Genomic DNA, 14825 nt, shown 5'->3' on the forward strand with positions numbered 1-14825 from the left:
TAATGAAAGGTGATTTTAGCCGTCAAACATTTGATCCTAAAAAGCATTACAGCGCTGTGCTGATGCAACAAGGGCGAGTTCAAGTCGATGCAGATTGGAACGAACAGCAAGCACTCGAATCATTTCGCATTGAAACAGAGGCGATCGATGTCATCGGTCGGTGCGGTGCGCCCAAGAATAATCCAGGGTTTGCGATCGCAGCATCGGGAACGCAGTTGTCCATTGGTCAGGGACGATATTACGTAGATGGCATTCTCTGCCAAAATGAAGTAACGGTGACTTATGAGCAACAACCCGATTTTCCAGATCCTCCCAATGCATTAGACAGCCTATCGAACGCGATCGCTGGAATCATCTATCTCGATGTTTGGCAACGTCATTTAACCGCATTAGATGATCCTCAGATCCGCGAAGTGGCACTGGGTGGCCCAGACACCGCTACAAGGCTCAAGACTGTTTGGCAGGTGAAGGTGTTACCCATTCCGTCCACCGATCCACCCGTAGACATCAATTGCGATAGTTCATTCACCGATTGGGAAAAGCTGATCGCGGGCAGCACTGGTAAACTCACCGCCCAGACAGCTTTGCCCATCAATACCGATAATCCTTGTTTAATTCCGCCGACTGCGGGCTATCAACGCCTCGAAAATCAGCTTTACCGGGTGGAAGTCCATCAAACGAATCCCAGCCTTACCTTCAAATGGTCACGAGATAATGGTTCTGTCGTCACTGCCGTCCAAGGCATCAGCGGTGTGCAGGTAACGGTACAGGATATCGGCCCGGATGAAGTGCTAGGATTTGCGATCGGGCAATGGGTTGAAATTATCGACGATCGCTTAGAACTGAGTGGTCAATCTGGACAGCTCATCAGAATTTTAGACATTGACTCAGCCGGACAAGTGCTGACAATGGAAACCGCACCCACTGGCATTGATCCCACTCGCCATCCGAAGCTGCGGCGCTGGGATCAGACTGGAGCCGCCGCAACGGCGACCGGAATTCCGGTAACTCCTAATACATCAATGGCTTTAGAAGGCGGCATTTCTGTGCAATTTGACAGTGGCAGCTTTCGCCCCGGAGACTACTGGCTGATTCCAGCGCGAACTGCCACCGGACAAATTGAGTGGCTAGTCGATGGCTCGGGCAATTCCTTGCCGCAGTCGCCCTTTGGCATTCAGCATCACTACTGCCGGTTAGCGATCGCCCAACTCAGTGGTGAACAACTGAAGCTGCAAGACTGCCGCCCGATTTTCCCCCCCCTGACTGAAATTGATGCAGGTGAAAGCTGCTGTGTCGTGGTGCATCCCGGCGAGGATATTCAAGCCGCAATCAATCTGTTGCCTGCCACAGGCGGTTGTGTCTGTCTGAAAACAGGCATCCATACCATTACCCAAGCCATTCGCATCGAACGCTCCCATGTGACCCTGCAAGGCGCGAATTTGGGAGCCAAAGTCGTGCGCTCGAACGGGATCAATGCCTTGGCGATCGTTGGGACACTGCAACAGCCCATTACCGACATCACTGTGGAACAGATTCAATTTGAAACAGTAGGCAGTAACCAACCGATCACCGAACTACTCGATTTGGGTATCGTCTCGTTCAACAATTGTCGCCATCTGACACTGACCCAATGCCAACTGGCGATCGCCCCCGTAACCACTCCCCCCACTCGCGTAGCAGTAGTTGCGCCGACCCCCGCGATTGGCATCATTGCGATGAACAGCAGCCAGTCTAAAATTTTAGCCAATCAGTTGAACTTACTTTTGGTTGGCATCTGGACGGAAGGTTGCGCCGCTGTAGAAATTGTCCAGAACGAGTTAAATGCCCCAACCTTTGCCCAAGGCGATTCAATTGTGCCATTGGGCTGGGTCGGCATCAATATCAATCTTAACACCTTGACCACTGGAGCCTTTCGAGGCAGCAACGGACAGTATTGCCGCATTGAGCGTAATAGAATTGAAAACTACTGGGTAGGAGTGAATGTAGGCGAACAAGCGGATAACTCTCAGATTGTCGGCAACCAAATTCTGCGGCGATCGCCCGAGCAATTCCCCGTCGATCATCCCCTTGTCGGCGCCCTCCGCATCGGCACTGAACCCTATCTTTACGGCATCATTGTTAAAGCCAAAAATTGCCGGATCGCTGAGAATGACCTGAATCTAAACAACGTCATTTACGGCGGGATTCGAGCCTCTGATGCCTTCACCCAGATTGAAAACAACACACTCACTGCTCAAATTCTCGGTCGCTCCAGCAATTCCCTGTTCGACACTGTTGCCTCTGCACCTCAATTCATTCCTGTTGCCATTTTTCTGGCACCGCTACAAACTCCAACGCGCATCGCCACCAATTCCAGTGTGATTCGCCACAATACTCTGTTGGGGCAACTCAGTGGTATTGGTGTATTGGCAATGGAGGGCATAGAAATCCTCGATAATCAAATTGAAATTACACCTGACACACCACTCTCAGTGGCGATCGCCCTTGCTAGTAGCAAAAACGCCACCATAGCAGGCAACCAGATCCAAAATGCCCAAACTGGGATCTTGCTCCTGGGCACTGTCCCTAACCTGGGTTCGGGAAATCGACTGCTAAACAATCGACTCAACACAGGCAAATTTGGCATTCTGGCGGTTGGGGAGGTGGCATTAGAAGTGTCTCACAATGTTATAGAAAATATGGCGATCACTGGCTTAATTGGATCTGGACTTTTAGAATCTACCCGCCTCGCCCACAATCGCGTCACCTACTGCGGCTACCTCTCGGTCAATTCCCTGATCGGCTCAGGAATTGCCATCCTCAACAGCTTAACTGACCTGTGCATCGAATCCTGCGAAGTCTTCAACATTGGCTTAGATCGGGATGATCCGAAGCGGTCAAATCCCGAAGCAACTTGGGGAATGGCGGCGATCGCAGTGCCATTCTGTCGCATCAGCCACAATGCTGTCGGCTACACCGACTTAAACCGACTCAACCAACTCAATCCCAGCAAAGAACATCGAGCCTTAGGTCTGATTCCACCCTTCCAGCCTATTACCTGCGACGCTCCACAAACCCCAATCGGCATCGCCACCCTCACCGATAATCTTTTTGCGGGCTTAGGGTTATCAGCCCTCGTACAAATTTATGGTGTCCGACTTCGTGAAGATGATAATAATGCGATCGCTTTTGAACAAGTGACCTTCAGCAATAACGTTAGCCAACATTTAGGTAACCTAGCCGCATTCACAGCCGTCTCCAATGCAGCAAACGTTTTTATTGCAGGTAAGCACCTGATTATCATGGGCAACCACATTAAAGAAACACCTAAAACCCGTCATTCCTTCTATTTCAATTACCATGTAAAGGCAGTCTATATTGGCAACCTAACCACCGATGATTTTGATGCACAACCCTCCCTTACTACTCGGTTTGTGCCACCGTCACCTGCATTGGGTGACATCAATGCCGTTGTTTGATGATGCTAAGTTTAATAGTTTTAACAGGAGATTTTTATGGAAATTAGAACACTTGATGATATGTTGAACGCGCAAGCTACTTTCCTCCAACAGGTACAGCACCAGATGACCCAGTTGAGCCATCCCCAAACGCAGTCTACCGAGGCATCGCTCCAAGACAAGCAAGCGTTGCTCACCCAGCATCAACAACAGCTCCATGCCATCAATCAAGCCAAGGAAGCCGCTAACCGTCGCTACGATGAGGAAATTCGACAATATACAGAGGCGATCGCCCGACTTGCTCAAGAAGTTCAAGCACACCGCGACTGAAAAAAGAGCCGTTCATAAACGGATGGAATTCATAACTTAACTCAATGTGCGACTTATGTGTGTGTAGGGACAATACCCTGCGGGAAGCTGCTCCGCGTCTACATAAATTTTACCTACTAAACCTGAGTTCGGGTTAAGCAGATTGAGGTAAAAGCCATTCCATCTGAAGGCTGGGTTTCTTAGGTTGATGGCAATAAGCGATTAATCCGCACAGAACGTTAACGCAGAAATTAACAGGGCTTCGGTGTCTAGAATGTTCGATTTGAGAAATATTCTTGAGTTGATCGTTAATAGTCTCAATAATGGAGCGTTTACGGGATAAGAGCTTGTCATGGAGATGCATCAGATGGTTTCTCATGTTGCGACGGGGTTTGGCAAAAAATTTAATGCCGAACTCTTGCAAAAGTTGAGAAGCCAGTTTTTGAGAGACATATCCGCGATCGCCAAATATTTTGCCAAACAGATCACTGAGTAAATCAGGAACTGGTTGACGGTCATCAATATTACCAGGAGTAAGAACCACATTTAAGAGTTGACCAAGTTCATTGACGACAAGATGAAGCTTAAACCCGAAAAACCAATCCACAGAAGTCTTTCCACGAGAGGCTAAACCTTCAAAAACCTTATGCCGAGAAATCCGACGATTATGGCAGACCTTCAGACATGTTGAATCGATAAAACCGATACCCGTACACCGTCCAAAACAATGCTTCAGGTAAACGCACAAAGGTATCAAGGTTGATGGTATCCATTCAATGAATCGTTGATAACTCGGAAGTCCCGGAAAAGCACAACTCCATTGCTGTTTGACATGATTCAAATAAAAATGCTTGAAATTCCGGTAGTGATTTTGATGAAATGCAATCAGTATCGTCATTATTTCACTCAAACACAGACTTCTAGCCCGAATCCGTCTTATTCCTCCATGTACCAACAGCTTTTTGTGCCATTGGCTTTCAAACGCCTTACAAAAATCATCTACATGACAGAACAAAAATTCTAAACTAAACATAGGACAGGTGCTGGATTTGACGTTATTTTCAGCTTACTACCTGTCCCTTTCCTTATCCCGAACTCAGGTTACTAAGGATTTCGTGAAACGCATAATTAATTTTTGGAGATATCTAAAGAATAGATATTGAGTCTAGTTCCTTCATTCTCAGCATAGTGCGGATGGGTTGCAAGTTTTTTTTGGGTAAGTCAGATCATGTCTGCGTTCGGATTTTTGGTAATACACATCTCCATAAATTAAATATGCTGTTATCTAGAATCCTTGTATAGACGTAGCAGTGCTACGTCTATACATTCTTTTTCGGAGATGTCTAAATATATAGCCATTCCTGTTGAGACATAATGCATCACTATACGTAGGCGTATCCACTTGCTCCGATTGTAGCCCAACCCAAGCATCGCAGCATTGAAAAAGAAAAGTTTGAGTATTCCCATTTGCTGCCTTGAAAGTCTCCTCTCAAATTTCTGTGTGGCTGCCATTGTCTGGAAATTCTCGACTATAAACTCTAAAAATATGAAGAACACGCTATTAGCAAATACATTTCTTGGTATATAATGTAAAGAGTATGCAAAGATAGTTCTTTAGCTATAGACATCTAAATAAATATTCAGTATTTAGTTAGTATCAGGTTATTTAGATGTTCCCTATTTTTAAGTCACATACCCACGGGCAATAGTTCACAACTAAGGTATAAAAATCGCTTTCCCTGTCGAGAGTTAATTGTTCCCTATTTTCAAGACAGTAAGACTAGTACAAGAAGGCAAAAGTAAAAAGAAAGAATGCTTATTTTGTAAGCTTTCTGGCTATTTTAAATGGGTGGTTTATTTACGCCGTATTGTAGCGCCTTTTCAAGGTATTGTATAATTTCGTGCATTTCAGCTTGATTTGGCGAGGTTTCTTCTGCAATTCTGGGTTTGGGCTACGCTGTTCTATCAAGAATGGTTATAAAAAGCCTAAAACTACCTATTTCTTTTCTGTTCATTTATACGGTCATGAATTTGGACAGCGAGTAAGATTTGATACTTAGACAAGTGCTGCCTGTAAGCCGGTCAACAAAGTGGATTTTCGAGAAAAATTATTGTCCCTAAAGGGTGACATAAAAGTATTCCGAAAGCATTAATTATCGGCGAATTCTTGTGCTTTAAAATAGCACTGAGTCAGTGCTGAGAGCTTAAAAATTACTGAAAAAATTGATTTAGTTGAGATATAAAGTTATGGCAAATATCAATGGAACCAACAGCACAGACACAATTACAGGTCAAGCAAGCAACGATATCATCACAGCTAAAAAGGGTGATGACATCCTGACTGGTGGTGGTGGGAGGGATCAATTTGTTTACAACTTGGGCGACGGTACTGATACTATCACTGATTTTGGTGGCATAGGTAAAGGAGTAAACCCGACAGCAGCAGTCATTGCTGAAGTAGATACCATCAAATTCATTGGTGCTGGCTTGAATGCCCGAAATCTGTTGCTTACCCAGAATGGTAGCAATCTGGAAATTACCTTTGAAGGGGTGGCTGGTGCCAAAGTTATCCTAAAAAACTTCAAACTAGAAAACTTAGAGAATCTGAAAGCTTCTGGTACAACATCAGCTATTGGCAATATCTTGTTTGATGGGCAAACTAGTATCACCGACAGTTTTGATGTCCTTGATGCCAACTCCACTAATACTAGTTTGGGCACTAAGAATACAGTGACTTTCTTCAATGACCTCAACAATAACATTGTCGGTTTAGACAATTCAGATGATGTTATTAATGGTCAGGGGGGAGATGACAAAATCGATGGTAAGAGTGGCAACGACCTTTTGAGGGGTGGTGCGGGGAATGATACTCTCATTGGTGGTGCAGGCAATAATACTCTTAACGGTGGAACTGGTGACGATAACTTGAGCGCTAACAGTTCAACAGGCAATAACCTGCTCATTGGGGGCGATGGCAATGATTCTCTCTCCGTCTCTGGCCACCAGTACACTGACTACCCAGATGGCGAGGATCTCCGCTCTTCAGGCAAAAACACCCTCAATGGAGGCGCTGGTAATGATTACTTGAATGCTAGCGGTTCAACAGGTAATAACCTACTCAATGGGGATGATGGTAATGATACTCTTTCCATCTCTGGCTACTACCAAGGAAATGCCTACTTTGATGACGACTCTCGCTCGTCAGGCAATAATACTCTCAACGGCGGCGCTGGTGATGATAACTTGAGTGCTAGCGGTTCAGCAGGCAATAACCTGCTCAATGGTGGCGATGGCAATGATACTCTCGACATCTCTGGCTACTACAGCTACACTCCCGATAACGATCCGTATGAAATGCGTGACCTCTCCATCACATACGACTCTCGCTCGTTAGGCAATAACACCCTCAACGGTGGCGCTGGTAATGATTACTTGAATGCTAGTGGTTCGACAGGCAATAACTTGCTTAATGGTGGCATTGGTAATGATACCCTGACTGGTGGTGTTCTTAATGATACACTCCTTGGTGATACAGGCAATGACTTCCTCGATGGTGGTGCTGGTAATGACTCGTTGCGGGGTGATGCGGGGGACAATACCCTCAATGGTGGTATTGGTAACGATTATTTGAATGTTGACTCCTCATCAGGCAATAATCTACTGGATGGTGGCGATGGCAATGATACTCTCTCCGCTTTAGGTGACTACGATGGCAATATAGTGTCTGGTAATAACACCCTCAAGGGTGGTGCTGGTGACGATCGCTTGATTGCTGACGGTTCAGCAGGCGATAATCTACTGGATGGTGGCAATGGTAATGATTCTCTCTCCGTCTCCGGTGGCTACTACGACCCTGTAGTGTCTGGTAATAATACCCTCTACGGTGGCGCTGGTAACGATAGCTTGAGTGCTTTCTTTTCAACAGGTGATAACTTACTAGATGGTGGTGATAACAACGATCATCTCTCCATCAATCTTGCCAGTGGTAATAACACCCTCAAGGGTGGCGCTGGTGACGATTACTTGAGTGCTAACATTTCAACAGGCAATAACCTACTGGATGGTGGCGATGGCAATGATTCTCTCTTTGCCTCTGATTTTGAGGGCTACAGGTTTGATAACACCTCAGGCAATAATACCCTCAATGGTGGCATTGGTAACGATCGCTTAAATGTTGACTATTCACGAGGTGCTAATCTGCTTTCAGGGGGCGATGGCAACGATTCTCTCTCTGGTTCTAGCTATGGCTACGGCTTTGGAGGATCTTTTTATAACACCACTGGCAATAACACCCTAAGCGGTGGTAATGGTGACGATAACTTGAATGTTGACTTTTCATCAGGCGCTAATGTGCTATCTGGAGATAATGGCAATGATTATCTATCTGCCTCTGGCTACCAGTACGACAACAACGGCAACGATGGCGAAGGAATTTATCGCAGAACGTCAGGCAATAATACCCTCAACGGTGGCGCTGGTGCCGATAAATTAATTGTTGATTATTCAACAGGTAATAATCTGCTCTTTGGGGGAGATGGCAATGATACTCTCTCCGCATATAGAGCATTAGGCAATAACATACTTTATGGTGGTGTTGGCAATGATATCCTCACAGGTGGCAACGGTAATGACACCCTCTATGGAGGAGATGGAATTGATACCTTTGCCTTTAATAGTTACCATGAAGGTTTGGATCGTATTTATGACTTCAAAGCCAGTAATGAATTTATTCAGGTATCGTCTACTGGTTTTGGTGGTGGGTTATCAATAGGTTCACTTCAGACAAGTCAATTTACACTGGGAACATCTGCAACGACAAGCAATCAACGATTTATCTATGACAATATTACAGGTGCATTGTTCTTTGACCAGGATGGTAGTGCAGGTGGATTTGGTCAAGTAAAATTTGCACAACTATCAGCTGGATTGTCACTAACTAAAAACAATTTTGTGGTCGTTTAATCTTGATTAACCTTCTTATATCTCTCTAGTAGTCTGCCAACCCAAAAATGCGCTTGTGAGGACTGGGGAAAGGGGAAAGGGAAAAGGGTAAGAGATTTAAACCCTTTCCCCCCGCCCCTTATCCCCAGAGGGGACCCCACCTTCCCCCTTACCCTTTACCCCGCCAAGTTCACTTGGCGAACTACTAGGTATGGTTTGCAAGGTGCTTACAAAAGCACCTTGCATTTGATTTTTCAATACCAGATCGTGTCTGCGTTTGGACTTTGGCTTAAATACAAGATATGGTTATGCGTATGCGTAGCTCAACCCAGGCATGGCTTAACTCATCCCCTTCCGCAGTCAATAAATTATCCAGTGAAAGTACAGATTTAAGGATTTGGTGGGATAAAGGTTCCAATTTAGAAGAGGACGAAGCGCTCAATCGGATTGTTGTAGAGCAAATTTCTCTAGAGCAAGCAACTAATGAGGCGATCGCACCGATTAAGCAAATTTTTGACCAATGGCAGTGAGCTTTTACAAATATGACATTTAAAAAAAAAGCTAGTCAAATTGCTAAAGCCTTTCAAAATCAGCCACAATCTCACTATTATCGCAAATATGTGTTCATCGTCTTGACACTCAGTTTGATAATTATTGCCTGCACTAACACCTCTAAATTAAAACAATCTTCAGCCATCCATCCCCCTACTGACAATACAATTTTAAAAATTTGGTGGGATAAAGGATTTACTATCGATGAAGATGAAGCAATCCAGCAGTTGGTGAGCAACTGGGAAAAACAAACTGGTAATAAAGTCAAGCTTTCCTTCTATATCGGCGATGAGTTACCCCAGAAAGCCCGTAGGGCCATTCAGGCGGGTAATCCACCCGATATCATGATGAGTTACGGCGCAGAGAGAGTCTTGAATCCGCATTTGGCCTGGGAAGGCAAACTGGCGGATGTAACGGATGTAATTGAGCCGATCAAGAATCTTTATCCTGAGTATGCTCTACAAGCTGTTAATTATTATAATAATGTTGCAAAAAAGCGCAGTTACTATGCAGTTCCAATTAACCAGGCAACGGTTAACATTTTTTATTGGCGGGACTTACTAGAAAAAATAGGCCGTAGTGAAAGTGATATCCCCAAAGATTGGGATGGTTTTTGGGAGTTTTGGAAACAGGTGCAGTCTGACTTGCGAACAAAGCTGCAAAAACAGGATATTTATGGATTAGGTTTTACTTTCTCTACTGAAGCCTCAGATACCTACATCTTTTTTGAGCATATTTTAGAGGCATACGATGTGCAAATTCTCGATTTCAAAGGTAAACTCCTACTCGATGAACAAAAGGTCAGACAAAAAATTGTCCAGGCGTTAGATTGGTATGCAAAATTTTACCAACAAGGTTATGTGCCACCAGATGCAATCAATTGGTTAAATCCAGATAATAATCGCAGTTTGCTTAATCGTCTAGTAGTAATGACTCCTAACAACACACTATCAATTCCTTGTACTGTCCGCCAAGATCCCGACACTTATCGTCATAAGCTTGGCATCTTAAAATTTCCCAACAAACCCAACGGTAAGCCAATGCGTTATATAGTGACACTTAGGCAGGCAATTTTGTTTGCCGATTCTCAGCAACAGAAACAAGCTTTGAATTTTCTTGCATATCTTATGCAATCACAGGTGATAGGTAAGTATCTGAAAGCTGCTGGAGGCTGTAATTTACCAATTATAAAAACACTTTGGCAAGACCCATTTTGGCAAGATCCAACCGATCCACATGTTTCAACTGCGGTTAAGACTTTAACACAAGGTTCAACGCGGCTATTTTCTTATGTGCAAAACCCAGCATACAGTGTAGTTTTAGAGGAGAATATTTGGGGGAAAGCTCTTAATCGAATAATTGTAGACAAAATTTCTCCAGAGCAAGCAACTAATGAGGCAATTAAGCAGATAAAGCAAATTTTTGCTCAATGGTAATCAATAATTATTTATATATATTAACTAAAGGAGTAATCTATCTGCATCAATTCATACAGAATTCATACTGAATACTGAATTCTGACTCCTGAGTTCTGAATTCTTCTTATAAATATCTTTAAAATTAAAAATATATGAAGTTTTGGAATCAGCACTTAACTACTAAAGTTGCCAGTTCCTTCTTATTCCTATCTTTAGTAACTGTAGGCGTAGTGGGAGGATTTGCTTTCATCAATGCAAGGGATGCATTGAAGGAAGCTGCTTTTGAAAAACTTAATGCTGCTGCCACTCTTAAAGAAGAAGAAATTACCCGTTGGTTTGAAGACCAACAACGAGACTTTCTCTTAGTTATTCAGTTTCCAGATGTACAAAATAATTTTCAAATACTTTTAAATTCTAAAGCCTCCGATAAAGATCGTCGGAATGCTTATAAAGTTCTCTCGAATTATCTCAAAAATATGGCTAAAATCAAGCCAAGTCTGGGAGAAATTTCTCTTGTTGACCGTAGCAGTCGGATTATTTTATCTACTAATAAGCAGCGTGAAGGTCAATATGAAATTTCAGCTAATATCACCTATATTGAACAGATTCAACCAGGAAATTCTTTTGCCCCCATTTTCTATGTCTCATCAATCACTCGCAAACCATCAGTTACTTTTGCAACACCTCTACGTGATGGCGCAATGGTACGCCAAGGTGTTCTCTTAGCTGATTTAAATTTAGATCGTATAGATCAGATTGTACGAGAACGTACAGGCTTAGGTAATAGTGGCGAAACTTATTTGGTTGGTTCTTTAGTAACCAAAAATGCTTTTATTTCTAAAAATAAAGATAAAACACTCGACTTTTCTAAAGGAGTTAGTAGCCAAGGTATTGATGCAGCAATGAGTGGCATTAGTGACCAAGGACTTTATCCAAACTATAGCGGAGTGCTAGTAATTGGGGTATATCGCTGGCTTAATGACCAAGACCTTGCCTTAATGGTAGAAATGAGCCAAGAAGAAGCCTTTGCACCGGCTCGCCGATTAGCAGGAACGATTATGTTAGTGGGATTCTTATCAATGGGATTTCTATTGATTGGAGTGTCTTGGCTAACGCGGCAGTTAAAAATCTCTGGCGAACAGTTAGAGAATTATAGCCAGAGATTGGAGATAAAAGCTAAAGAAGCTGAAACTGCCAACCGTGCCAAAAGTGAATTTCTGGCAAACATGAGTCACGAACTTCGGACTCCCCTGAATAGCATCCTTGGTTTTACTCAGTTAATGATTCGTGATTCTTTTATAAATTCTTCTCAGTTGGAACATTTAGAAATTATTAATCGCAGTGGAGAACATTTGCTGACCTTGATTAATAATGTGTTGTCAATGTCAAAAATTGAGTCTGGTTTAACGACACTGAACAATAATAGCTTTGATTTGTATACTCTACTAGACTCAATTGAAGAGATGTTTAAACTCAAAGCAAAATCTAAAGGTTTACAGATGATATTTGAGCGGAGACCAGAAGTTCCTAAATATGTGCATACCGATGAAAGTAAATTGCGTCAAATATTGATTAATCTTCTTGGTAATGCTGTGAAATTTACTCAAGAAGGCGGTGTTAGTTTGCGAGTGAGGATAAAAGAAGAAAGTAAACTACAGCAACAAGAAGAGGAAGAAACAAGAAAAAGCTCTCACCCCTCATTTTTCTGGCTTAATTTTGAAGTCGAAGACACTGGATTAGGGATTGCACCTGCTGAAATTGAACAGTTATTTAAGCCCTTTGTGCAAACAGAAACAGGTCGGAAATCTCAGCAAGGAACAGGTTTGGGTCTAAGCATTAGTCAACAATTTGTGTATCTAATGGGTGGAAGTATTACTGTTAACAGTGTTTTGGATCAAGGAACGATTTTTTCTTTTGATCTCCAGGTTAGCCTCGTAGAAGTAGGTGAAGCTCCGATTCGACAGTTAAAAAGACGAGTAATTAGTCTAGAGCCTAATCAACCAAAATACCGAATTTTAGTAGTTGAAGATAAATGGGAAAATCGCCAACTCCTAGTCAAGATGCTAATATCCCTTGGCTTTGAGGTATATCAGGCTGCAAATGGTCAAGAAGGAATAACCCTTTGGGAAACCTGGGAACCACACCTGATTTGGATGGATATGCGGATGCCTGTGATGGATGGGTATGAAGCAACTAAGCAGATTAAAACGCATTTAAAGGGTCAGGCTACTGTCATTATTGCTCTAACTGCTAGTGCTTTTGACGAGGAACGGCTTGTGGTTTTATCGTCAGGCTGTAACGATTTTGTGCGTAAGCCGTTCCGAGAGGAAGTAATCTTGAATATGATGTCTAAATATTTGGGGGTGCGTTATGTATATGAACAAGAACCCATTCAACAAGACCAATTTGCAGACAATTCAGACCTGAAACTTTTCTCATTAGAAAAGATTTTAGATCGGATGCCTACTGAGTGGGTGAAACAGCTACACCAAGCGGCACTGTGTACCGATGAAAAGCTCATTTTTAGACTGCTTGAGCAAATTCCTGAAGAATCTGCTCTTTTGGCAAACACTCTGTCTGATTGGGTTAATAACTTTCGGATTGATAAGGTTATTGATTTAACACAACGGTAAAAAGTTTTTATTAAGTTAATTTTAATCTGATTTGGATCGAATGCAACGAGAAAATCAGGTTTCAGCTATGTACTGAAATGTTTCGCTGTGTTAACCATAATTTTCTAATATTTACTTTTATAAATTAGTTATAAATAAATATGGATAACCATCAAGTTCGGCTACCAAAAGCAAATATTCTTGTTGTTGATGATATACCCGACAACCTGCGACTTCTATCGGCCATGCTAACCCAGTTGGGGTATGAAATTCGGAGAGTAATTAATGGTTCAACAGCTTTAAAAACAGCACAAGCTGCACCGCCAGATTTAATTTTACTTGATATCATGATGCCAGAAATGAATGGCTATGAAGTCTGTCAACATTTGAAAGCTTCGGAGAGGACCCGCGACATTCCAGTAATTTTTATCAGTGCTTTGGATGAAGTATTTGACAAAGTTAAAGCTTTTGCAGTCGGTGGGGTAGATTACATTACCAAACCGTTTAGTGAAGAAGAGGTTTTTGCTCGCGTAGAAAATAACTTGACTATCCGCAGGCTACAAAAACAACTCATTGAGCAAAATATACTTTTGCAGCAAGAAATTTGCGATCGCAAAAAAGCAGAATCAGCACTACGGTTAAGCCAATTTTATTTAGACAGGTTTAAAGATTCAATTTTTTTTGTTAACTCAAATGCCCAGTTTGTTTATGTAAATGAAGCCGCTTGTTGTATTTTAGGCTATTCTCGCGAACAATTGCTGAGTATGACTGTTCATGATATCGATCCAAATTTCCCCGCCCAAACTTGGCACTCACAATGGCAGAAACTTAAATACCAAGAGTCTTCTAGTTTTGAATCTATTCACCGAACTCAAGATGGTCGGAATCTACCTGTGAAAATAAGCTTTAGTCATCTAGAGTTCAAAGAGCAGCAATATTTATGTACTAGTGCTTACTATCTCACTAACCCGGACTTATCCAATTAGGCGGCATCAACCAGCTGACATTTGCTGCCCAGATGTGTAGAGTAGTTGAGAGTGAACTACTATTTCCAACCTTTGACCAAATTTCAGATTTGGAATTTTGCTGAAGCACCCTGGTTAAGCAGTCGCTCAAGTATGGAAAAATCTAAAATTTCTTATCTAGACTAAGTGTATTCACATATCGGATCAATTTAAAGTCTAAAATACAAAATTGAGTTAAACATCCATCTATGGCTAGAAAAACACAACGCCTTTTACTGCTAATTGTTTCTTGTAGTATCACTGGTGTTATTTTAGGAGGTACTGCTGGTTGGGCAGAAAGTAGTCTCTGCTTGGAAGACAGTAAGGTTACAAGTGAGTGCCTAACCCAAGATCCATTCCAAAAAACTATCCAAGGGATGAGTACCGGATTGTTAGCTGGGGCTGGGGCTGCTTTCGGTGCAGTATGGCAGTTACGGAATGAAGATTGAGTATGAATTATCACTAACCCGGAGTTTCGGGTTAGATTAGGTTTCTATACGTGGTCAATCATTCTGATTTATGTAGCTTTGGAAGAATACCGATCTATAGAAA

Annotated in this window: 8 protein-coding genes and 1 pseudogene; 8 read left to right on the forward strand and 1 reads right to left on the reverse strand. The window is 42.6% G+C overall.

Going from position 1 to position 14825, the window contains the following annotated elements; all coding sequences use genetic code 11:
* The first annotated feature begins 2 nt into the window (after window positions 1–2).
* Both FD723_RS30925 and FD723_RS30930 read left to right on the forward strand, forming a co-directional pair.
* A complete protein-coding gene (locus FD723_RS30925) occupies window positions 3–3458 on the forward strand; it encodes a DUF6519 domain-containing protein (RefSeq protein WP_179068754.1) in 3456 nt (1151 codons plus the stop codon).
* Window positions 3459–3494: 36 nt separating this feature from the next.
* Window positions 3495–3767: a hypothetical protein gene (locus tag FD723_RS30930; protein ID WP_179068755.1), complete on the forward strand. Its 273-nt coding sequence runs from the start codon at window positions 3495–3497 to the stop codon at window positions 3765–3767.
* Between the two features lie 133 nt (window positions 3768–3900).
* Here the strand turns inward: FD723_RS30930 and FD723_RS30935 are convergent, their stop codons facing one another.
* Complete coding sequence (locus FD723_RS30935) at window positions 3901–4779, reverse strand: IS982 family transposase (protein ID WP_179064888.1); 879 nt, start codon at window positions 4777–4779, stop codon at window positions 3901–3903.
* A gap of 1220 nt (window positions 4780–5999) precedes the next feature.
* On the opposite strand from FD723_RS30935, the pseudogene FD723_RS30945 reads away from it, so the two are divergent.
* From FD723_RS30945 to FD723_RS30970, 6 genes and pseudogenes are all read left to right on the forward strand, one after another.
* Window positions 6000–8708: pseudogene (locus FD723_RS30945) on the forward strand (calcium-binding protein); the annotation flags it as partial.
* Between the two features lie 287 nt (window positions 8709–8995).
* Window positions 8996–9217, forward strand: a complete 222-nt coding sequence (locus FD723_RS30950) for a hypothetical protein (protein ID WP_179068758.1) — start codon at window positions 8996–8998, stop codon at window positions 9215–9217.
* Between the two features lie 12 nt (window positions 9218–9229).
* A complete protein-coding gene (locus FD723_RS30955; RefSeq protein WP_179068759.1) occupies window positions 9230–10675 on the forward strand; it encodes an ABC transporter substrate-binding protein in 1446 nt (481 codons plus the stop codon).
* Between the two features lie 134 nt (window positions 10676–10809).
* The gene (locus FD723_RS30960; protein ID WP_179068760.1) at window positions 10810–13290 is read left to right on the forward strand and encodes an ATP-binding protein; all 2481 of its coding nucleotides are present in this window, start codon (window positions 10810–10812) and stop codon (window positions 13288–13290) included.
* A 140-nt stretch (window positions 13291–13430) separates the two neighbouring features.
* Window positions 13431–14255, forward strand: a complete 825-nt coding sequence (locus FD723_RS30965) for a response regulator (protein WP_179068761.1) — start codon at window positions 13431–13433, stop codon at window positions 14253–14255.
* Between the two features lie 227 nt (window positions 14256–14482).
* Window positions 14483–14722: a hypothetical protein gene (locus FD723_RS30970; RefSeq protein ID WP_104909601.1), complete on the forward strand. Its 240-nt coding sequence runs from the start codon at window positions 14483–14485 to the stop codon at window positions 14720–14722.
* Window positions 14723–14825 lie beyond the last annotated feature (103 nt).

Origin of the sequence: Nostoc sp. C052 (genome assembly GCF_013393905.1) — a bacterium.
GTDB lineage: Bacteria > Cyanobacteriota > Cyanobacteriia > Cyanobacteriales > Nostocaceae > Nostoc.

Bases quoted from the DNA above. Each gene is read 5' to 3' on its own strand.
- FD723_RS30925 (WP_179068754.1), top strand. From the start codon at position 3: ATGAAAGGTGATTTTAGCCGTCAAACATTTGATCCTAAAAAGCATTAC.
- FD723_RS30930 (WP_179068755.1), top strand. From the start codon at position 3,495: ATGGAAATTAGAACACTTGATGATATGTTGAACGCGCAAGCTACTTTC.
- FD723_RS30935 (WP_179064888.1), bottom strand. From the start codon at position 4,779: ATGTTTAGTTTAGAATTTTTGTTCTGTCATGTAGATGATTTTTGTAAG.
- FD723_RS30950 (WP_179068758.1), top strand. From the start codon at position 8,996: ATGCGTATGCGTAGCTCAACCCAGGCATGGCTTAACTCATCCCCTTCC.
- FD723_RS30955 (WP_179068759.1), top strand. From the start codon at position 9,230: ATGACATTTAAAAAAAAAGCTAGTCAAATTGCTAAAGCCTTTCAAAAT.
- FD723_RS30960 (WP_179068760.1), top strand. From the start codon at position 10,810: ATGAAGTTTTGGAATCAGCACTTAACTACTAAAGTTGCCAGTTCCTTC.
- FD723_RS30965 (WP_179068761.1), top strand. From the start codon at position 13,431: ATGGATAACCATCAAGTTCGGCTACCAAAAGCAAATATTCTTGTTGTT.
- FD723_RS30970 (WP_104909601.1), top strand. From the start codon at position 14,483: ATGGCTAGAAAAACACAACGCCTTTTACTGCTAATTGTTTCTTGTAGT.